The sequence below is a fragment of the Acutalibacter sp. JLR.KK004 genome, from assembly GCF_036941085.1.
Classification (GTDB): domain Bacteria; phylum Bacillota; class Clostridia; order Oscillospirales; family Acutalibacteraceae; genus Acutalibacter.
Genome location: NZ_JAYMNQ010000001.1, coordinates 1,954,164 through 1,974,991, shown reverse-complemented (window position 1 = coordinate 1,974,991; position 20,828 = coordinate 1,954,164). Strand labels below are relative to the sequence as shown.

Here is a 20,828-nt window from a genome sequence, read left to right as displayed (position 1 = left end):
ATTTCACTCTTTTTCGCGCGTATCCTGTACCCTGGATGGCAAGTAAAATGGACAAGCTGCAATATAAGCTGGAGGTGTTTGAAGGCCCCCTGGATTTGCTCCTGGCCCTTATCTCCAAAAATAAAATAGATATTTACGATATCCCCATCGCCGAGCTTCTGGAACAGTATATGGAGCAGATTGAGCTGATGCGGGAGGAAAATCTGGATATTGCCAGCGAATTTTTAGAGATGGCGGCAAGGCTGGTGCATATCAAAACCGTCTCCCTGCTGCCCAAGCGGGAGGAAGAGGAGGATCCCCGCCTGGAGCTTACCGGGCAGTTATTGGAATACCAGCAGTGCAAGGCTGCGGCCCAGCGGCTGGGGGAGCAGGCCAGCTTTGACAGCCTGGTGCGCGCCCCCATGCCCCTTCCGGCAGACAACCTTTATAAACGAATCCACCAGCCCCGGGAACTGCTGCAGGCTTTGCAGGCGGCCTGGGGCAAAGGCAGGAGCCTGCTGCCTCCTAAGCCTGAAAGCTTTTCGGCGCTGGTTTCCCGGAAGATTGTGTCAGTGGCAAGCCAGGCTGTGTTCATCCTGCGCCGCCTGTGGAAGGGGCAGCACGTTACCTTTCAGGGGCTTTTTGCCGGGAAGAGGGACAGAAGCGAGCGGGTGGCCCTGTTTTTGGCGGTGCTGGAGCTGGTGAAAAGCCGGCGCATCCGCATTGAAGGGGACAGGGAGGACAGCCCCGTACGGCTTTTGCGGGAGAAAAGGCAGGGAGGGGAAGAAAGCTGAAGGAAACGGAATTATTTGGAAAAATTGAGGCCATTCTCTTTGCGGGGGGCGAAGCTGTGGCCCTGGAGCGCATTGCCCAGGTGCTGGGTGTGCGCACCTATGTGGTGGAAGAGGCTGTGCAGGAGCTGCAGAAAAAGTATAATACCCCGGAAAGCGGCATACACCTGCTGTTTTTAGGGGACAGCGCCCAGTTTACCACCAACCCGGCTTTTATCGAGCCGGTGCGGGGGGTGCTGGACTTAAAGCGGAACACGCCCCTTTCCCAGGCCGCCCTGGAGGTGCTGGCAGTGGTGGCCTACAACCAGCCTGTGACGAAAGCCTTTGTGGAGCAGGTGCGGGGGGTGGATTGCTCTGGGGTGCTGGGAAGCCTGGTGCAAAAAGGGCTTTTGGAGGAGCGGGGAAGGCTGGAGCTTCCCGGCAGGCCCCTGCTGTACGGCACCACGGAAAATTTTTTGCGGTGCTTCCAGCTTTCCTCCATAGACGAGCTGCCCCCGCCTGGCAGCGGGGAGGAACAGGAGGAAGCTGAAGAGGAGCCTGATCCGGTGCAGCTATCGCTGTAAGATTTGAATGGGAAGGGGGGAGCCGCTTGCTGGCGCTTTATATCCTGGGGAGTATCCTGCTGGTGCTGCTTTTGCTGCTGCTTATCCCAGTGCGGGTGGAGCTGGCTTTCCGGGAAGCCTTCCTGCTGGTGATAGGGTATGGGCCGCTGCGTATCCCCATCCCCTTGGAGGGGGAGGAGGAAACGGAAAAGCCGCAGGAGGAAGAAAAAACGCCCCCTGCAAAAAAGGAAGGCCCGGGCAGGCTGAAGCAGGCCCTGAAGCGGGAGGGCTTCTGGGGGTTTTTGCAGGCCCTGGCAGATTTCATCGGGGCGGCGTCCCGGGCCACAGGCAGGCTTCTTTCCCATCTGAAGCTCAGGCAGTTTGATTTATACCTGTGCCTTGCCGGGGCTTATGACGCGGCAGACGCCGCTGTGCGCTACGGGCAGCTAAGCGCCGGGGTTTACGGGGCCTGCGGCCTGCTGTTTTCCCTGATGCCCTGCAAAAAGAAAGGCGTTACAGTGGATCTGGATTACAGCGCCGCTGAAAACCGGGTGGACTTTTCCGCCTGCCTTTCCCTGCGGCCCATCTTTGCCCTGCATATGGCGCTGAAGGTTTTGTGGAGCGCCATCCCCCTGCTGCGCAAGCTGCGGGCTGGGCCTAAATCCAAAAGCAAATCCCGCAGTGTAAAAGCTGATGAGAAAACCAATTGAAAGGAATGTGTGCATATGAGTGACAACCAGGTAAACCGGCTCATGGGCGTAACCATGGACAAAATCAAGGAAATGGTGGACGCGGACACGGTGATTGGCAAGCCCGTCACCACCCCGGACGGCACAGTGATTATCCCTATCTCCCGCATTAGCTACGGCTTCGCTTCCGGCGGCTCCGATCTGCCCTCCAAGGCCCAGCCCGGCGCAGGGCTTTTTGCCGGGGGCGGCGGCGCGGGGATAACCGTAAGCCCGGTGGCTTTTTTGTCCATCTCCAACGGGAATGTGCGGGTGCTGCAAATCGAACCTTATTTCAGCCCTGTGGACAGGGCGCTGGAAAAGGTGCCCCAGGTGATCGACCAGCTTACCTCCCTGTTCAAAAAGAAAGAGGAAGAAGCTGCAAGCGCGGAGGAAACCCCTGCCCCGGCAGGGAAAGCTTCCGGAGAGCCGGAGGAGCAGGCTTGACTGCATAGAACAAGGCCCGTCTGCATAGGCTGTATGGAAAAAGCAGACGGGGTGATGTGATGTGAACAGTTTTACCAAACGGGGCAGGCAGTGCTTTGCAGCCCTGCTGGCAGCAGGGCTTCTGTGGGCGTTTCCAAGCCTTGCCCAGGGGGCGGAGCCAGGGGTTTCCGCGGAATGCGCGGTGCTGATTTCCGGGGAAACGGGAACGGTGCTCTATGAAAAAAACGCCTATGAGCGCCATGCCATGGCCAGCACCACAAAGATTATGACGGCGCTGCTGGCTTTAGAGGAGTCGGCCCGGGCGGGGGATCCGGTGGTGGATATTACCGAGGAAATGGTGGCAGTGGAAGGCTCCTCCATGGGCCTGCAGGCGGGGAACCGCCTGCGTCTTTCCGAGCTTACGGCGGGGATGATGCTGGCCTCCGGCAATGACGCAGCCAATGCCTGCGCCCTGTTCCTTTCAGGCTCCCAGGAGGGCTTCGGGGCGCTTATGAATGAGCGGGCCGGGGAAATCGGCATGAAGGATACTCATTTTGTTACCCCTTCGGGGCTGGACGACGAGGCCCACTTTTCCACAGCCTACGACATGGCCCTGCTTACAAAGACTGCCTTGGAAAACCAGGATTTTGAGGACATCGTCAAGTGCTTTACCCGGCAGGTGGAGTTTTTAGATCCGGCGGGGACGGTTTCCTACACCAACCACAATAAGCTTTTGCAGCTTTATGAGGGCTGCATTGGCGTGAAAACCGGCTTTACCAAAAAGGCGGGCCGGTGCCTTGTGTCCGCTGCCCGGAGGGAGGGCGCCACCTTAATTGCCGTCACCCTGAACGCTCCGGATGACTGGGATGACCATACAGCCCTTTTGGACTATGGCTTTTCCATGATGCAAAGCGTGGCCTTTGACGGCGCCCAGGTGACGGCCCGGGTGCCCCTGGCAGGGGGAAGCCTTGACAGCGTCCAGGTGCAGGGCGCTGCCGGGGAAATACGCTCCCTGCCGGCTGTGGACGCGGAACGGATTGAGCGCCGGGTGCTGTTGCCGAAATTCCTCTATGCCCCGGTGCGCGCTGGGGACAAGGTGGGGCAGGTGCAGTATTTTGCAGGTGGAAAGGAAATTTACAGCCTGCCTGTTGTGGCGGCGGAAAGCGTCCCGGCAGCGGAAAAGAAAGAACCCGGCTTCTGGCAGCGGCTTTTCCACTGGGACTGGGCATAAGGCACTGTAAAAAATAAAGGAAAGGGCGGCATGGGAGCGGAGAGAGGCTCTGGCTGCGGATATGGAAAATGGCGGAAAAAATAAGGGTGCAGAAGCTTTTGGCCCAGCGGGGCGTGTGCTCCAGGCGGAAAGCAGAGGAAATGATACAGGCAGGCCGGGTACAGGTAAACGGCAGGCCTGTAAAGCTGGGGGACGGGGCCGTTCCGGGAAAAGACATCATCACAGTGGATGGCCAGCGCCTTCCCCGGGAAGGGGAAGGCCGCGTGTATCTGGCGCTTCACAAACCCCGGGGCTTTGTCACCACCATGGCGGACGAACGGGGGCGCAGGTGCGTGGCGCAGCTTGTGGCGGACGCAGGCTGCCGGGTGTACCCGGTGGGCAGGCTGGACAAGGACTCGGAAGGCCTTCTGCTGCTGACCAATGACGGGGAATTCGCCAACCTCTGCGCCCATCCCAGCGGCCACGTGGCGAAAACCTACCGGGTCACCCTGCGCCCCGGCGTGACGGAGGAACAGCTAAACCGCCTGAGCACAGGCATTGAGCTGGACGGAAAAATGACGGCTCCGGCAAAGGTGCGGGTGCTGGAGGAGCAGCGGGGCCGGGCTGTGGTGGAAATTGTGCTGTACGAAGGGCGCAACCGGGAAATACGCCGGATGTGCGAGGCTTTGGGGCTGGAGGTGGCAAGGCTTAAGCGCATTGCCATGGGTCCTGTGCGGCTGGGAATGCTTCCTCAGGGGAAATACCGGGAACTGACCCATGAGGAAGTGCGGGGCATTATAGCGGAAGCGAAAAAGGGAGGAAAACGGAAATGATAGAGATTCTGCCTATGGAGGACAGGGAAAAGGAGCGCTCCCTTTTAGAGGGGCTGCCCCTGTCCGGCGGGGAAGCCCGCGTACTGCTGATGAAAGACAAGGGGGAGCCTTTAGGCCATGCGGCAGTGGAGCTTTGGGAAGGCACCCTGCGGATTTTAAAACTGGAAGCGGCAGGCTGGGACGGCAGCCAGAAGCCCCAGGGGGAACAGATCTTTATTCTGGACACCCTTATGCGCTCTGCGGCCTCTTACGGGGAAACCTTTGGGGCAGGGAAAATCGAAACAGCCTTCCCGGATTTTTTCAGCTTCTTTCAGGCCAGGGGCTTTGAAACCGATGATGCCCACGCTTTCGGGCCTATGAGTTTGATTGTAAAATACGAATAAGAGGTATTTCTCGTCTAAACGCCTGCGGCTGCCTGTATGGAAGCCGCAGTTTTTATGAAGAATCTATGAAATAAAGGAAAAGCGGTTGCATTGCACAGGGAGAAATGGTAAAATTTCTTAGAGTGGGATATTTTCTCCCAAGCAAGATAAAATATACAGCCCAGGCCACGGGACGCGGGCAGGGATGTTGGGACAGGGATGGTTTTTAGTATGCTGAAAAGTATGACAGGATACGGGCGCGGCGAGGGCACAGTAAACGGGCGGCACATTGTGTTCGAGGTGAAAAGCGTGAACCACAAATATTTCGAGTGCAACGCCCGCATAACCCGGGGCTGTCTGTTTTTGGAGGAGCGTCTGAAAGCCTATCTGCAGGAAAGAATGGCCCGGGGCAAAATAGACGTGTTCCTGCAGGTGGAAAACTTGGAAAGCGCCGGCACCCAGGTGGAGGTGAACCATGCCCTGGCAGGGGCTTACGTAAGCGCCCTGCGGGAGGTGAAAGAGCGCTATGGCCTGCCGGGAGAGGTAGATTTGCCTCTTTTAACCCGGTATGCGGATATTTTTTCTGTGCGCAAGGCGCCGGAGGATGAGGAAGCTTTATGGCAAGCTGTGCAGGAGGTGGCAGAGCCTGCGGTAGCGTCCCTTTTGCAGATGCGGGAGACAGAGGGCAGGCGGCTGGAGAAGGATATTAAGGAAAAGGCGGAGGCGATTCTCTCGCTGGTGCAGGAGATTGAGTTCCGCACCCCGGAGACAGTGCGGCAGTATCAGGAGCGGCTGCAGGCCCGGATTACAGAGCTTATCGGGGACAGCAGGCTGGACGAGCAGCGGGTGCTGACGGAGGTGGCTGTGTTTGCGGACAAGGTGGCCATAGACGAGGAGACAGTGCGCCTGCGCAGCCACTTCGGGCAGTTGCAGGGGCTGCTGGAGGCAGGCGGCCCTACAGGCAGGAAAATTGACTTCCTGGTGCAGGAAATGAACCGGGAGGTAAACACCATAGGCTCTAAATCCCTGAACCCGGAGATTGCCCATCTGGTGGTGGACATTAAGTCGGAAATTGAGAAAATCCGGGAACAGGTGCAGAACGTAGAGTAGCGGGGAGGAAAGGCATGAAGCTTATCAATATTGGTTTTGGCAACATGGTTTCCGCCCAGCGGGTGGTGGCGGTGGTCAGCCCGGAATCCGCCCCCATTAAAAGGATGGTGCAGGAGGCAAAGGAAAAGGGTGTGGCTGTAGACGCCACCTTCGGCAGGCGCACCAAGGCCGTTTTGGTGATGGACAGCGGCAGCCTGGTGCTGTCCGCGCTGCTGCCGGAAACCATTTCCAGCCGCTTTAACGGTAAAGAGGAAGGGCCTGCCGCTGAGGAGGAAGCATAGGGGCAAAGGCCTGCTGTCATGGAGAAAGGAGCAAGCATGGAAGGTAAGGAGAGAGGGCTGCTGCTGGTAATTTCCGCCCCGTCAGGCGGCGGGAAGGGCACAGTGTTGAAAGAGCTTTTTGCCCAGGATGAAAACCTGCGGCTGTCTGTTTCCGCCACCACCCGGGCACCCAGGCCCGGGGAGGTGCATGGGGAACAGTATTATTTCACCAGCAAAGAGGGCTTTGAGAAAATGATTGGCGCAGGGGAAATGCTGGAGTATGCCCAGTATGTGGGCAACTATTACGGCACCCCCAAGGCCCCGGTAGAGGCTTGGCTTACGGAAGGCCGGGATGTGGTGCTGGAAATTGAGGTGCAGGGCGGGGCGCAGATTAAAAAGCTCTGCCCGGACTGTGTTTCCATCTTTATCCTGCCCCCCTCCATGGAGGTGCTGGAAAAGCGCCTGCGGGGCCGCGGCACCGAAGCGGACAAGGTGGTGCAAAGCCGGCTGGAGGCGGCAAAGGGGGAAATCCCCTGCGCCAGGGAGTATGACTATATTGTGTACAACGACCGGCTGGAGGATGCTGTGGCAGACGTGCAGGCCATCCTGCGGGCGGAAAAGAGAAGATATGCGAGAAACAGCGATTGTATAGAAAGGGTGTATCCAAATGCTTAAACCCAGTGCAAACATTATCACAACCCCCCACACCAGCGCCTATTCCCTGGTGATTGCTGTGGCAAAGCGTGCCAGGGAAATTGCCGAAAAGGCCGACCGGGAAGGCGCTATGCTGGCGGATAAGCCGGTAGACCTGGCGGTGCAGGACTTTGTGCAGGACAAATACCATATTATCGAGCCGGAAAGCTTTGAAGAATGAGCAGCCTTGCCCAGGTGGCGGTGGAAAAAACAGCCTACCACTTTGACAGGCTGTTCACCTATTCCCTGCCAGAGCGCCTGCGGGAGCAGGCCCTCCCAGGAACGCGGGTGCTGGTGCCCTTTGGGCAGGGCAGCCGGGAGAGGGTGGGGGTTATCTTCGCCCTGGACGGGGAGGAGGCCCCTGGCCTGAAGGAAATAAGCCGGGTGCTAGACAAGGAGCCGCTGCTTTCGGAGGAACTGCTGAACCTTGCCAGATGGCTTCAGGGGCACACCTACTGCACTTTGTTTGAGGCTGTGAAGCTGATGATTCCGGCAGGGCTGCAGATGCGGGTGCGGAACAGCTTCCTGCTGGCTCCCGGCTTTAAGGATTTCGACCGGGAGGGCTATTCCCCTTTAAGCTGGCAGATCCTTATGGCCCTGCAGAAGGCAGGGCGGGCAGTACCCTTTGAAAAGCTCTCAAAAGAGCTGGGGATTACAGAGGACTGCCCGGATTTTCAGGCACTCCTGGCCCGGGAAGCTGTGTGCAAAGTGAACACAGCCGCCAGCCGCATGAAGGACAGCCTTGCCAAAATGGTGCGGGCAAACCCTGGCTTTCAGGGAAAGCTGACACCCCGGCAGCGGGATGTGTACGACACGCTGACAGATGTAGGGGAAGCTTCTGAAAAGGAGCTGTGCTATTTTACAGGCGCGTCCCCCGGGGTGGTGCGGGCCTTGGCAGAAAAAGGTGCGGCAGAGCTGTTTGAATACGAGGTGTACCGCCGCCCCGCCTTTTCCAGGGACATCCGGCAGGAGGCGGGGGAGGCCTGCCTTTCCCCCAGCCAGCAGCAGGCGTTGGAAGGCCTCATAAAGGCCTATGAGCAAGCAGGCAGGCAGGAGGCTTTTCAGCCCTGCGCCCTGCTGTATGGCGTTACAGGCAGCGGGAAAACCTCTGTTTATCTCCAGCTTATCCGCCATGTGCGGAAGCAGGGGCGGGGGGTTATCGTGCTGGTGCCGGAAATCTCCCTGACAGCCCAGGCCCTGCGCCAGTTCCACAGTGCCTTTGGAGATCAGGTGGCGGTGCTGCACAGCGGGCTTTCCCTGGGAGAGCGCATGGACGAGTGGAAGCGCATCCGCCGGGGCGAAGCTTCTGTGGTGGTGGGCACCCGGTCGGCTGTGTTCGCCCCGGTGCAGGATTTAGGGCTTGTTGTTATAGATGAGGAGCAGGAGCCTGCCTATAAGTCGGAAGCATCCCCCCGGTTTGACGCCCGGGAGGTGGCCCGGTTCCGCTGCCTGCAAAACCGGGGGCTGTGCCTGCTGGCCTCCGCCACCCCTTCAGTGGAAGCCTGCTTTCTGGCAAAACAGAAAAAATACAGCTTCTTTCAATTAGAGGGGCGCTTTGGCCCGGCGCAGATTCCAGAGGTGGAGCTGGTGGACATGAACGAGGAGGCCCTGCCCGGGGAGGACGCCGCCATCGGGCCAACCCTGGCCCGGGCCTTGCAGGAAAATTTCCAGGCGGGCAGGCAGTCCATTGTGCTGTTAAACCGCCGGGGCTATCATACCTTTGTCTCCTGTCCCTCCTGCCGGGAGGTCATACGCTGTCCCCATTGCAGCATTTCCATGACCTTCCACAGCGCCAACCGCCGCCTGATGTGCCATTACTGCGGCTATTCCATCCCCATGCCCAAAGCCTGCCCAGCCTGCGGGAAGGAAAACCTGCAATACCGGGGGCTGGGCACCCAGCGGGCGGAGGAACAGCTTCAGGGCCTGCTGCCGGAAGCCAAGGTGCTCCGGCTGGACACCGACGCAGTAGCCGCCCGGTATTCCCTGGAGCGCCGGCTGGAGGAGTTCGCCCGGGGAAACTATCAGGTGATGGTGGGCACCCAGATGGTGGCAAAGGGCCTTGACTTTGAAAACGTCACATTGGTGGGAGTGCTCTCCGCCGATCAGTCCCTTTACAGTGACGATTTCCGCAGCAATGAGCGCACCTTCGATCTGCTCACCCAGGTGGTAGGCCGGGCAGGCCGGGGGAAATATCCCGGCAAGGCAGTGATACAGACATGGATGCCGGAAAACCCGGTGCTCCACCTTGCAAAGGAACAAGATTATTTCGGCTTTCTCAAGCGGGAGCTGCTGTACCGCAAGGCACTATTATATCCCCCTTTTGTAGACCTCTTGGTAATAGGCTTTGTAGGGGAGCGGGAATCTGTGGTAAAGGCTGGGGCGGAACAGTTCCTTTCCCTGTTTACAGGCCTTGCTGCCGCCGAATATCCAAGCCTGCCCTTGCGTGTGCTGCGGCCTTCCCCGGCGGCAGTGGCAAAGGTGGGAGGGAAATACCGCTATAAGCTGATTATCAAGTGCCGCGCCGCTCCGCCCTTGCGGGAACTTGTTTCCCGCAGCCTGACAGGCTTTGCGGCACTGCGGGAATTCCGGACGGTTACCGCCTATCCGGATCCGGATCCAAACCGCGTCCTGTAAATGGGGAGGGAAGCGGAATCAACAGAAAGGACGAAAACTCATGGCAATACGGAATATCGTGACCGAAGAAGATGAAATCCTCACAAAACCCTGCAGACGGGTGGAGAAATTCGATGCCCGCCTGCACCAGATCATAGACGACATGAAGGAAACCCTGCAGGCCGCCCAGGGGGCAGGGCTTGCCGCGCCCCAGGTAGGAATCCTGCGTCAAATCTGCATTATAGACGCGGTGGAGGGCGAGGAGCCTTTGGAGCTTATCAACCCGGAGATCCTCTCTCAGAAGGGGGAGCAGTCCGGGGCTGAGGGCTGTCTTTCTTTCCCTGACCAATGGGCGCTGGTAAACCGGCCCATGCAGGTGAAGGTGCGCGCCCAGGACAGGAACGGCAACTGGTTCGAGACTGCCGGAGAAGAGCTTACGGCCCGGTGCATCTGCCACGAGATAGATCATCTCCAGGGCGTGGTTTTCCTCCAGAAGGCAGAGCGGATGTTAAGCCAGGAGGAACTGGAGTCTGGGGATTACACCTGAACAAAATTTTTAGTGAGAAAGGGCGATAGGGAAGGCTGGAACAAAGGCTTTCCAGAGGCTGCATGCAAAAGCCTTTCCTATCGTATGGCAATGAAAATGCGGATTATTTTTATGGGTACGCCGGATTTTGCCGTACCCTCCCTGCAGGCGCTTTTAGACAGGCAGGATGAGGTCTGCGCTGTGTTCACCCAGCCTGACAAGCCCAAAGGCCGGGGCCATAAGCTGGCCCCTCCTCCTGTGAAGGAGCTGGCCCTCCGGCACAGCCTGCCAGTGTATCAGCCTGCCACACTGCGCAAGGAAGAAGTGCAGGCGCAAATCCGCGCCCTGGCCCCGGAGGCCATTGTGGTGGTGGCCTATGGGAAAATCCTGCCCCAGGCAGTGCTGGACATCCCGCCTTTAGGCTGCATCAACGTCCACGGATCCCTGCTGCCTAAATACCGGGGGGCCGCGCCCATCCAGTGGGCCGTAATAAACGGGGAGCAGACAACCGGCGTAACCACCATGTTCATGGGCGCCGGGGTGGACACAGGGGACATGCTCCTGCGCCGGGAGACGGCCATTGGCCCGGAGGAAACTGCCGGGCAGCTTTTCGACCGCCTAAAGGACATGGGCGCGCAGCTTCTGGGAGAAACCCTTACAGGGCTTGAAAAGGGGGAACTGCGGCCTGTCCCCCAAAACCATGAGGAGGCCACCCTGGCCCCCATGCTGCAAAAGGAACTGTCCCAGATAGATTGGTCCCGTCCGGCAGAAGAAATCCACAACCTTATCCGGGGCCTGAACCCCTGGCCCTGTGCCTCCGCCATGCTGGACGGCAGGCGCTTGAAGCTGCTAGGCTCCCAGGTGGCGGAAGCATCCGGCGCGCCGGGAGAGGCCCGCTGCGAAGAGGGTGAGCTGCTGGCGTGCTGCGGGGAAAAGGCCCTGATGATTACGGAACTGCAAACCCCGGAGGGCAAGCGCATGTCCGGGAAAAGCTATCTGCTGGGGCACCCCCTGCAGGCTGGGGCAAAATTTATGTAATGCAGGAAAAGGAGGGCGGGCCATGGCAAACCCAGGACGGCGGGCGGCGCTGGAAGCGCTGCTTTTAGTGGAGGAAAACAGCGGATATTCCAACCTGGTGCTGGATAAGCTTTTGCGGGGGCAAAGGCTTTCCCAGCGGGACGGCGCTTTGGCTTCCGCCATCTTTTATGGGGTGCTGGAAAAGCGCCTGACCTTAGATTACTACCTGTTCCAGTGCCTGCGAGATCCGAAGAAAAAGCCGGAGCGGGCCGCCCTGGAAGCATTACGCTGCGGGGCCTATCAAATCCTTTTCCTGGACAGGGTGCCGGACAGCGCGGCTGTAAATGAAACAGTAGAGGTGTTAAAGGAAACTGGCAGGGAAAGAGCCGCAGGCTTTGTAAACGGCGTTTTGCGGGGGCTTCTGCGCAAGCGGGATTTCCTCGCCCTGCCTGCCGGGGATTCCCCCCGGGCCTGGACAGTGCGTTATTCTATGCCGGAGCCTTTAATCCGCCTGTGGATGGGCGCGTATGGCAGGGAAACCACCCAAAGGCTGCTGGAAGCCTTTGAAAAGAAGGCGGCCCTTTATGTGCGGGTAAATTTGCTGAAAACCACAGAGGAAGCCTTCCAGGCAGAGCTGGGGCAGGCAGGGATATCCTGCTCCAGTGTGGAAGGCCTGCCGGGAGCGGCGCTGGTGGAAAACTGCGGATCCCCTGCGGCCCTGCCGGCCTTTGAAGCAGGGAAGTTCCATGTGCAGGATCTTTCCGCCCAATGGGTGGTGCGGCTGCTGGATCCCCAGCCCGGCGAAACGGTGTGCGACTGCTGCGCGGCCCCGGGAGGAAAGACCTTCACCATCGCCCAGCAGATGGAGGGCATGGGGCAGGTGTACGCCCTGGACATATACAAAGGCCGGGTGGGGCTTATCGCGAAGGGCGCCGGACGGCTGGGCCTGGGGAATGTTACGGCCCAGGTGCATGACGCACAGAAAGGCTTTGCGGGCTTTCCCCAATTTGACAGGGTGCTGTGCGACGTGCCCTGCTCTGGCTTTGGGGTGATACGCCGTAAGCCTGAAATACGCTATAAGCCTTTGCCCTCTATCAAGGAGCTTCCCGCCCTGCAGCTTTCCATCCTGGAAAACGCGGCCGTGGCTGTCAAGCCTGGAGGGCGGCTGGTGTATTCCACCTGTACCCTGAACCCGGCGGAAAACAGCGCTGTGGCGGAAAAGTTTCTCCAGGCCCACCCGGAGTTTGCCCCCAGCCCCATCCGCCTTCCCGGCCTGAAACGGTTCCTGGAGGAACCGGGGCACATGCTGACCCTGCTGCCCTTTGGGGGCGGATCTGACGGCTTCTTTGCCGCCGCCTTTGAAAGGAAGGGATGAAACCGGATGGAGGAGAAAAAGGATATCAAATCCATGACACTGGAGGAAATCTCCGCCGATTTTAGGGAACTGGGCCTGCCCCGCTTTCGGGCCGGACAGGTGTTTCGGTGGCTTTCCCGGGGCGCAGAAGGCTTCTCCCAGATGTCCGACCTTTCCAAAGAATTGCGGGAGCAGCTTTCGGAACACTATGCGGTACGGGGTGTGGAGATTGTCCGCAAGCAGGTTTCACAAATTGACGGGACGATTAAATATCTTTTCCGTCTTTTTGACGGGGAGCATGTGGAAGCTGTCCTTATGCGCTATCATTATGGAATTTCCATTTGCATTTCTACCCAGGTTGGGTGTAAAATGAATTGCAGCTTCTGTGCTACGGGAAAAAGCGGGTTTTCCCGGAACTTATCTGCCGGGGAAATATTATCTCAGGTGCAGTCAGGGTCGATAGACATAGGGGAGCGCGTTTCCCATATTGTGTTAATGGGCATGGGTGAGCCTTTGGATAACTATGAAAACGTGCTGCGGTTTTTGGAGCTTGCCACCTGTAAGGAGGGCATGAACCTTTCCATGCGGGCCATTTCCCTGTCCACCTGCGGGCTGGCAGACAGGATATACGATTTGGCGGACAGGAAGCTGCAATTAACCCTGTCGGTATCCCTCCATGCCCCCAATGATGAAATCCGTTCCCGTACAATGCCCGTAAACAGGAAATGGCCTATAGGGGAGCTGCTGAAGGCCTGTCGGTATTATGCCCGCACAACCGGGCGGCGCATTTCCTTTGAATATGCCATGATAGCCGGGGTCAATGACAGCGACGGGTGCGCCAGGGAACTGGCCCAAAGGCTTAAGGGGATTCTGGCCCATGTAAACCTGATTCCTGTCAACGACGTGACAGGCACCGGGTATAAAAAAAGCGGTATCCGCCGGCAGCGGCGGTTTGTAGAGGTATTGCAGGAACATGGCGTCACCGCCACAGTGCGGCGCACGCTGGGGGCGGATATTGAGGCCTCCTGCGGGCAGCTCCGCCGAAAACATGAAGGAGGGACTGGGCATGAGGGTTGTGCATGACACCCACGTTGGGGCCGTCCGAAAAGCGAATGAGGATGCCTGCAAGGGCGGGCAGCTTCCGGGAGACGGCGCATGGGCTGTGGTTTGCGACGGCATGGGGGGCGCAAATGGCGGCAGCGTTGCAAGCGCCCTGGCCTTGGAGCGCATTGAGGAATACCTGGCGAAAAATTTCCGGGAAGGTCTGAGCGGAGGCAGCATGAAAAGCCTGCTTCTAAACGCCCTGCGCTGGGCAAATGACGGCGTGTATAAGCTCTCCCTGGAGCGCCCGGAGCTGCGGGGCATGGGTACTACCGCTGTGGTGATGGCGGCGGCGGGGGGCGTTCTCCATGTGGTGCATGTGGGGGACAGCCGGGCTTATATACGTAACAAGTGCGGCCTGACCCAGATAACGGAGGATCACTCCTATGTGCAGGATTTGGTGAATTTTGGGCAGATAACCCGAGAGCAGGCCCGCCGCCATCCCCGCCGGAATATTATCACCCGTGTGCTGGGCGTGCATGAAACCGTCCGCCCGGACTATACTTTCTGTAACTTCCGCCCCGGGGACATAGCCCTTGCCTGCTCGGACGGCTTGAGCAATTACGTGGATGACGCCTTGATGGAGGCGTATCTGGAGAAATATGCCGCCGATTCCCAAGAGCTTCTCCGGCAGTTTATCCAGTATGCCCTGGACTGCGGCGGTTCTGATAATATTACAGCAGCGCTGATTTTCGCGGACTAAAACGGCGCGGCTGTATGATAGATTATAGAAAAGGGGCTTTTGCAAAGGGCTTTGCCCCTTCTGCGTATTTTCACTTGGCACTTTGATTTGGCACTGCGCCAGGAAGCAGCGGCTGTATGCCACAGCAAAATTTCGAAAGGTTTGGTAAAAGTATGGACAAATTTATCGGGAAGCGCCTGGACGGAAAGTATGAAATACACGACCTTTTGGGCGTGGGCGGGATGGCCTATGTATACCGGGCCTATGACAGGGTAGAGGATCGGTGGGTGGCCATCAAAATTTTAAAGGAAGAGTTTTCCGACAACAGCGATTTCCTCCGGCGGTTCCGCAACGAGGCCAAGGCCATCACCCTGCTTTCCCATCCCAATATTGTGGAGGTGTTCGATGTAAGCTTTGGAGACAGGCTTCAGTATATTGTCATGGAGTATATTGACGGCATCTCTCTGAAGGAATATATCGAGCAGGAGGGCACCATCCGCTGGCAAGAGGTTCTGCATTTCACCACCCAGATCCTTCTGGCCCTGGAGCACGCCCATGGGAAGGGCATCATCCACCGGGACATCAAGCCCCAGAACATTATGCTGCTTCAGGACGGCACCATCAAGGTGGCAGACTTCGGTATTGCCCGTTTTTCCCAAAGCGAAACCCAGACCATGACCGACAAGGCCATTGGCTCTGTACACTATATCGCCCCGGAGCAGGCCAGGGGGGACTATATCACCGACAAGGCGGATATCTATTCCCTGGGCGTAGTGCTGTATGAAATGCTCACTGGGAAGCTGCCCTTTGTGGCAGAAAACGCTGTGTCTGTGGCCCTCATGCAGCTACAGGCAAAGCCTGCCCAGCCAAGGGAAGTAAACCCCTCCATTCCCCTGGGATTGGAGCAGATTACCATGCGGGCCATGGAGAAGAATCCAGTCAACCGTTTCCAGAGCGCCGGGGAGATGCTGGACGATCTGGATATGTTCCGCCGCAACCCTGCTATGTCCTTCCACTATGACCTTCATGCCCAGCCTGGCTATGATGCCGCCCGGGGCATGGATGCCTATGACAACACCCGCTTCACTCCCACCTATGACGACAGCTATGAGTATGAGGAGGAGTTTGTGCGATCCCGCCGGGGAGCCAGAGGGGCCATGGCGGTGAAGGGCGTAATAGCCGCAGCTATCATTGTGCTGCTGGCTGTAGGCGCTGTGTGGCTTTTGAACAACTGGGAAACCCTCCTGGAGGGGGAGACGGCAGAGCAGATGGAAATGCCCAGCTTTGAAGGGAAGCTTTACGAAGAGGTTATCGGCAACGAAGAATATAATGACTTTTTCAAGTTCACCACCACCGAGGGCAATGATCCAGACAGGCAGCCTGGAGAAATTTTAAAGCAGACCCCTGCCGCTGGCATTATGGTGAAGAAAGGCCGGCAGGTGGAATTGATGGTAAACGGCAAGGTGGAGCAGGTTCCTGTGCCCGACGTGGTAGGGCGCACAGACGCTGACGCCATTGCCCTGCTGAAAGAGATTGGCCTGAAGTATAAGACGGAAACCGTGGCTGACGATGAAATGGAAGTGGGCAAAATCGTCTCCACAGAGCCTTCCAGCGGCGAAATGGTAGACGCGGGATCCATCGTTATCTTGCGGGTAAGCAAAGGCCCGGCCAAAAAGAAGGTAAAGGTGCCGGATAACCTGAAGGGCCAGCTTCTGTATAACGTAACCGCTACCCTGGAGGACGCGGGCCTGGTGGTGGGCAATGTGACCTATGATGACAGCAGCAAGGAAGGCAAAGATATCGTGATCAGCACGAATCCCGAGTCTGGCGCGGAGGTTTCCGAAGGGGCCACAGTGGATATCATTGTAAGTTCTGGCAAGGGCGCGGAAAAAACGCTGGAAAAGACCATCAGCCTGCCTGCCAGCGTTAACGCCAATGTAAACCTCCAGGTATATCGCAACGGCGTTGTCACCGAGCAGCTTTCCATCAACCCCGCCCTGGCTGGCAGCTACCGGGTGGCCTTTACAGGCACCAGCGGGGTGGACACAGTGATTATCACCTTGGACGGCCAGACCTATATGGAGCTTTCCTTTAATTTCGACACAGGGGAGGAGCCAGTGGTGGTACACACCTATGAGGTGAACTTGGGCGGCGGCAATAACGAGGAACCAGATGAACCCTCCGGCGGGGAGGGAGACGGTGGGGAAGGGGGCGAATAGCCGGGAATGGAATACCGGGAAACAGACGGGCTGGTGCGGAAATGTGTAGGCGGCTTCTATACAGTGGAAACACTGGAAGGCTTTTATACAGTTACGGCCCGGGGGCGCTTTCGCAAGGAGGGGGTTTCCCCCTGCGCTGGGGACAGGGTGCGGGTAAGCGTTACCGAGGAGGGCAGAACCGGGGCGCTGGTGGAAATTTATCCCCGGAAAAATGTCCTGGTGCGCCCGCCTTTAGCAAATCTGGATAAGCTCTTTGTGGTGTGCGCCGCTAAGGATCCTGCCCCGGTGCCCCTGCTCATTGACAAGACTGTGGCGGCGGCAGAGCTTTCCGGCATCGATCCGGTAGTGGTGTTCACCAAGGCAGACCTGTCCGACGGCACCCTGGAGGAGCTGATGAAGGGCTACCAGCTTGCGGGGCTTTCCTGCCGCCTTGTCTCTCCGGTCACCGGGGAGGGGATAGGGCAGGTGCGGGAGATGCTCACAGGCTGCGTCTCCGCTTTCACCGGGAACTCCGGGGTGGGCAAGTCTACCCTCTTAAACGCCCTTTTTCCGGAGCTGTCCCTGAAAACTGGGGAGGTGAGCCGGAAGCTGGGCCGGGGCAGGCATACCACACGGGAAGTGGAGCTTTACAAAATAGATGGAAGCAGTTATGTGGCGGATACGCCGGGCTTTTCCACCTTTGAACTGCAGCGCTACAGGCTGACAGATAAGGAAAAGCTGATAGAGGGGTTTCGGGAAATGGCCCCTTTGGCGGCAGGCTGCCAGTTCACCTCCTGCTCCCACACCTGCGAAAAGGGGTGCGCGGTGCTGAAAGGCGTGAAAAAAGGACTGGTGGCAAAAAGCCGCTTTGAAAGCTATGTACAAATGTATCAAGAGATAAAGGATGTCAAACAATGGCAGCAGAAAAAAGGGAATGTATGATTATAGGCGCTTCGCCCATACGGGGCGGGCAGGTCTTTAAAGAGTATGAACTGGAAAAGTATTATGTAATTTGCGCGGACGCAGGCTTTGAGACAGCCCAGAAAAATGGGGTGCAGCCGGATCTGGTGGTGGGCGATTTCGATTCCGCCAAGGCCCCGCCTCCCAAAGACGTGAAGTGCATGACCCTTCCTGTGGAAAAGGATGTGACAGACACCATGTTTGCCGCCATGAAGGGCCTTTCCAAGGGTTACCGGGACTTTGTGCTGCTGGGGTGCTTGGGCGGTCCCCGCTTTGACCACACCTTGGCAAATCTGGAGGTGTTGCGGTTTATCCGGGACCATGGCGGCCATGGCTTTTTAGCAGACGAACGCACCAAGGTGTTTCTGCTGTATGATGAAAAGCTGACCATTACCGGCATGAAGGGGGCTACTGTTTCTGTTTTCCCCTATGGATGCGCAAACTGCAATGTGAGCTATACAGGGCTGCAGTATCCGTTGACCCGGGAGGATCTCACTGTGGGCGGTTTGGTGATGGGGGTAAGCAACAGCATTACCGCGGACAGAGCGATTATCCGGGTACATAGGGGCACAGCCTTGGTGGCAGTATACCAGGGATAAGCCCCGCAGCGTCAGGCGCGTGTGATTGCTTTGTGTGAACACGCTCTAAAAGAACTCTGCTTAAAAAGCCCCCGCTCCCCATGGGCACAGGACGCCTCCCTTCTGCATAAGATGAAGCAAAGGGGGCAGCGGCCCTTTGCGGCCCCCTCCATGGACATAGGGGGTGTTCTGTATCAACATACTTTTATGTGTGGCGGGAGTCGTGCTGATGATTCTGGGCGCGGCGGAACTTGTGCGCCTGATAACCTTCTGGGCCACCCGGCCCATAGGAGGCCAGAGGATGGCCCTGGTGGTGGCTCCTGCTGGAGAGGACGACTGTGAAGCTATGGTGCGGGCGGCAGCAGAGCGGGTGCGGTGGATGGGCTGCGGCAGCAGTCTTATCTGCTTGCTGCCGGAGGAGAACCCGGAACTTTCAAGCATCTGCCGGTTCTTGCAGCTTCAATACCCCTATTTGCGGGTTTCCAAAAAGGAAGATTTGCTGTACCATATATGGGAAGAACTGTAAGAACCCGGAGAGCGTGACGCGGCTGACAGGGTGCTTTTGAAGTCAGCGGGCTGGATTTAGAGAGTGGAGGATGTGGAAACTTGGCTGAAAACGGGCTTTTAGAGCTGAGTGGGACAGTGGAGCATGTGGTCTACCACAACGATAAAAACCAGTATACTGTGCTGGAAATGGCGGCAGGGGAAGAACTGGTGACAGTGGTAGGGGAGTTCCCCTTTGTCAGTGAAGGGGAGGAACTGCAGGTATACGGCGGATGGGATACCCATCCCTCCTTTGGGCAGCAGTTTAAGGCTCAAACCTTTGAGCGTGCCCGTCCCGCCACTGCCGCCGCCATGATGAAATATCTGGCCTCCGGCGCGGTGAAAGGCGTAGGCCCTGCCACGGCCCGGCGCATTGTGGAAACCTTTGGGGAGAAGGCCCTGGAGGTGATGGAGCGGGAGCCGGAGCGTCTTTCCCAAATTAAGGGGATTACAAAGGAAAAGGCCCAGTCCATTGGGGAGGAACTGAAGCGTGTATACGGCATCCGGGAGCTGATGGCTTACCTGGGGGCCTATGGGGTGCGTCCGGAAGAAGCGGTGCAGGTGTGGAAAACCTATGGGCAGGATTCCGTATCCTGTATTCAGGAAGACCCTTACCGGCTGTGCGAGGATGGCATGAATATCAGCTTTACCATCGCGGACATGATAGCGGAGTCTATGGAAAAGCCCAGGGATGATTTGGGCCGGGTGCAGGCTGGGGTGTTGTATGTGCTGAGGCACAACCTGGACAACGGCCACACCTGCCTGCCCTGGGACAAGCTGTGCAGTGCCGCCGCCCAGATGCTGGGGGTAGAGCTGGAAATGGCCCAGGACGCGGTGTATACCATGTGCGAAAGCTTCCAGTTGAGATGCGAGAACGTGGATGGCAAGGACTTTATCTTTCTGGAGCGCCAGCACATTTCCGAGTCCTACATAGCTGCCCGGATGAAGGCCATGCTCCGCATCCCCCCCCAGGCTCTTGGCGGGGCCGACGCGCAGATTGCGGCTATTGAGGCCCGTAAGGGCGTACAATATGCGGAAAAGCAGAAAGAGGCCATCCGGGCTGCTATGGAAAAGGGAATCCTCATCCTCACGGGGGGGCCGGGCACAGGCAAAACCACCACCTTGAATGCCATCATCCACATCCTGAAGCTTTCCGGGGAAAAGGTGCTGCTGGCGGCCCCCACAGGCCGGGCCGCTAAGCGCATGAGTGAATTGACTGGGGAGGAGGCAAAAACCATCCACCGCATGCTCCAGGTGGACTGGGACGAGCAGGATAATCCCGTATTCACCCGCAACGAGCGCAATCCCCTGGAATGCGACTGCCTGGTGGTAGACGAGCTTTCCATGGTGGACGCTTATGTGTTTGAAAGCCTTTTGCGGGCATTGCCCCTTTCCTGCCGGCTGATTCTGGTGGGGGACAGCGACCAGCTTCCTTCCGTAGGGGCGGGCAATGTGCTGGGGGATTTGATCGCCTCCCAGCTTTTTCCCACAGTGCAGCTAAAGGAAATCTTCCGCCAGTCCATGGAAAGCTTGATTGTTTTAAGCGCCCACCGCATTGTGGAGGGGAAGCTGCCAGAGCTTCGCCGCCGGGACAGCGACTTTTTCTTTATGCCCCGGGAAGATCCGGCAGAGACAGCCCAGTTGATTGTTTCCCTTTGCGCCCAGCGCCTGCCTAGAAGCTATGGTTTTTCCAGCGCTTCCGATATCCAGGTGCTGTGTCCGGGCCGTAAGGGAGAGCTGGGCACAGTAGAGCTGAACAAGCTTTTGCGGGAGGCAGTGAACCCGCCCCGGAAGGGAAAAACGGAAGCGCGGATAAACGGGCAGCTTTTCCGGCTGGGGGATAAGGTAATGCAAGTGAAAAATGATTACAACCTTCCCTGGACGCGGGAGGACGGCACCTCTGGGGAAGGGGTGTTCAACGGGGACATGGGGGTTATCACGGAGATTGATAAGCCCGGCGGCGCTATCCGGGTAGAGATAGACGACAAAGAAGTATTGTATGACTTTGACCATGCCGCCAATGAATTGGAGCCTGCCTATGCTGTAACAGTACATAAAAGCCAGGGCAATGAGTTCACCGCTGTCATTATCCCTGTGCTCAACCCTCCCGGCCAATTGTGTTACCGGAACCTGCTGTATACCGGGGTCACCCGGGCAAAGCAGTTGCTGATTCTGGCAGGACGGAAGTCTACGATTGCCGCGATGATTGAAAATGACCGGAAAACCCGGCGGTATACAGGCCTGCAATGGCTTTTGGAAAAGGAACAGGAAGAAATATAATATGTATGCGGCCCCCTGCCACAACGACAGGGGGCCGCATGTTTG

The 20,828-nt window shown here is 57.9% G+C and carries 22 protein-coding genes; all 22 read left to right on the top strand.

Features of this window, described 5'->3' with window-relative positions; genetic code table 11:
- Positions 1–47 precede the first annotated feature (47 nt).
- The 22 genes from VSQ30_RS10800 to recD2 all read left to right on the top strand — a co-directional run bounded on the left by VSQ30_RS10800 (position 48) and on the right by recD2 (position 20,783).
- On the top strand, positions 48–773 hold the full coding sequence (locus VSQ30_RS10800; RefSeq protein WP_160642064.1) for a segregation and condensation protein A: 726 nt from the start codon (positions 48–50) through the stop codon (positions 771–773).
- The gene (gene scpB / locus VSQ30_RS10795; RefSeq protein ID WP_334464855.1) at positions 770–1,333 is read left to right on the top strand and encodes an SMC-Scp complex subunit ScpB; all 564 of its coding nucleotides are present in this window, start codon (positions 770–772) and stop codon (positions 1,331–1,333) included. Before VSQ30_RS10800 ends, scpB begins: the two co-directional genes overlap by 4 nt.
- Before the next feature lie 26 nt (positions 1,334–1,359).
- Entirely contained in the window at positions 1,360–2,022 is a 663-nt protein-coding gene (locus VSQ30_RS10790) for a hypothetical protein (RefSeq protein WP_334464012.1), read from the top strand.
- A gap of 15 nt (positions 2,023–2,037) precedes the next feature.
- Entirely contained in the window at positions 2,038–2,484 is a 447-nt protein-coding gene (gene ytfJ, locus VSQ30_RS10785; protein ID WP_160642062.1) for a GerW family sporulation protein, read from the top strand.
- 61 nt (positions 2,485–2,545) lie between these two features.
- Positions 2,546–3,694 (top strand): D-alanyl-D-alanine carboxypeptidase family protein, encoded by a 1,149-nt coding sequence (locus VSQ30_RS10780; RefSeq protein ID WP_334464009.1) that lies wholly within the window; start codon positions 2,546–2,548, stop codon positions 3,692–3,694.
- Positions 3,695–3,762: 68 nt separating this feature from the next.
- Positions 3,763–4,506, top strand: coding sequence for a pseudouridine synthase (locus tag VSQ30_RS10775; RefSeq protein WP_334464007.1), 744 nt, complete (start codon positions 3,763–3,765; stop codon positions 4,504–4,506).
- Positions 4,503–4,889 (top strand): hypothetical protein, encoded by a 387-nt coding sequence (locus VSQ30_RS10770; protein ID WP_334464005.1) that lies wholly within the window; start codon positions 4,503–4,505, stop codon positions 4,887–4,889. Before VSQ30_RS10775 ends, VSQ30_RS10770 begins: the two co-directional genes overlap by 4 nt.
- Positions 4,890–5,099: 210 nt before the next feature.
- Entirely contained in the window at positions 5,100–5,978 is an 879-nt protein-coding gene (locus VSQ30_RS10765) for a YicC/YloC family endoribonuclease (RefSeq protein WP_334464003.1), read from the top strand.
- Between the two features lie 14 nt (positions 5,979–5,992).
- Positions 5,993–6,259, top strand: a complete 267-nt coding sequence (locus VSQ30_RS10760) for a DUF370 domain-containing protein (RefSeq protein WP_160642057.1) — start codon at positions 5,993–5,995, stop codon at positions 6,257–6,259.
- A 36-nt stretch (positions 6,260–6,295) separates the two neighbouring features.
- On the top strand, positions 6,296–6,913 hold the full coding sequence (gmk, locus tag VSQ30_RS10755; RefSeq protein ID WP_334464000.1) for a guanylate kinase: 618 nt from the start codon (positions 6,296–6,298) through the stop codon (positions 6,911–6,913).
- Positions 6,906–7,112, top strand: coding sequence for a DNA-directed RNA polymerase subunit omega (locus VSQ30_RS10750; RefSeq protein WP_160642055.1), 207 nt, complete (start codon positions 6,906–6,908; stop codon positions 7,110–7,112). The genes gmk and VSQ30_RS10750 overlap by 8 nt, the downstream gene beginning before the upstream one ends.
- On the top strand, positions 7,109–9,565 hold the full coding sequence (gene priA, locus VSQ30_RS10745; RefSeq protein ID WP_334463998.1) for a replication restart helicase PriA: 2,457 nt from the start codon (positions 7,109–7,111) through the stop codon (positions 9,563–9,565). The genes VSQ30_RS10750 and priA overlap by 4 nt, the downstream gene beginning before the upstream one ends.
- A gap of 40 nt (positions 9,566–9,605) precedes the next feature.
- On the top strand, positions 9,606–10,091 hold the full coding sequence (gene def / locus VSQ30_RS10740; RefSeq protein ID WP_334463997.1) for a peptide deformylase: 486 nt from the start codon (positions 9,606–9,608) through the stop codon (positions 10,089–10,091).
- A gap of 96 nt (positions 10,092–10,187) precedes the next feature.
- Positions 10,188–11,108 carry a methionyl-tRNA formyltransferase gene (gene fmt / locus VSQ30_RS10735; protein ID WP_334464854.1) on the top strand — a complete coding sequence of 307 codons (921 nt, stop codon included), beginning with the start codon at positions 10,188–10,190 and terminating at the stop codon, positions 11,106–11,108.
- A 22-nt stretch (positions 11,109–11,130) separates the two neighbouring features.
- Positions 11,131–12,462: a 16S rRNA (cytosine(967)-C(5))-methyltransferase RsmB gene (rsmB, locus tag VSQ30_RS10730; RefSeq protein WP_334463996.1), complete on the top strand. Its 1,332-nt coding sequence runs from the start codon at positions 11,131–11,133 to the stop codon at positions 12,460–12,462.
- Between the two features lie 6 nt (positions 12,463–12,468).
- Positions 12,469–13,524 (top strand): dual-specificity RNA methyltransferase RlmN, encoded by a 1,056-nt coding sequence (rlmN, locus tag VSQ30_RS10725; RefSeq protein WP_334463995.1) that lies wholly within the window; start codon positions 12,469–12,471, stop codon positions 13,522–13,524.
- On the top strand, positions 13,508–14,245 hold the full coding sequence (locus VSQ30_RS10720) for a Stp1/IreP family PP2C-type Ser/Thr phosphatase (protein ID WP_160642050.1): 738 nt from the start codon (positions 13,508–13,510) through the stop codon (positions 14,243–14,245). The genes rlmN and VSQ30_RS10720 overlap by 17 nt, the downstream gene beginning before the upstream one ends.
- 152 nt (positions 14,246–14,397) lie before the next feature.
- Positions 14,398–16,443, top strand: coding sequence for a Stk1 family PASTA domain-containing Ser/Thr kinase (gene pknB, locus VSQ30_RS10715; protein WP_334463993.1), 2,046 nt, complete (start codon positions 14,398–14,400; stop codon positions 16,441–16,443).
- Between the two features lie 6 nt (positions 16,444–16,449).
- Positions 16,450–17,364 (top strand): ribosome small subunit-dependent GTPase A, encoded by a 915-nt coding sequence (gene rsgA / locus VSQ30_RS10710; RefSeq protein ID WP_334463991.1) that lies wholly within the window; start codon positions 16,450–16,452, stop codon positions 17,362–17,364.
- On the top strand, positions 17,337–17,981 hold the full coding sequence (locus tag VSQ30_RS10705; RefSeq protein WP_160642047.1) for a thiamine diphosphokinase: 645 nt from the start codon (positions 17,337–17,339) through the stop codon (positions 17,979–17,981). The genes rsgA and VSQ30_RS10705 overlap by 28 nt, the downstream gene beginning before the upstream one ends.
- 208 nt (positions 17,982–18,189) lie before the next feature.
- On the top strand, positions 18,190–18,486 hold the full coding sequence (locus VSQ30_RS10700) for a hypothetical protein (protein WP_160642046.1): 297 nt from the start codon (positions 18,190–18,192) through the stop codon (positions 18,484–18,486).
- A gap of 80 nt (positions 18,487–18,566) precedes the next feature.
- A complete protein-coding gene (gene recD2 / locus VSQ30_RS10695; RefSeq protein ID WP_334463990.1) occupies positions 18,567–20,783 on the top strand; it encodes an SF1B family DNA helicase RecD2 in 2,217 nt (738 codons plus the stop codon).
- Positions 20,784–20,828: the final 45 nt, after the last annotated feature.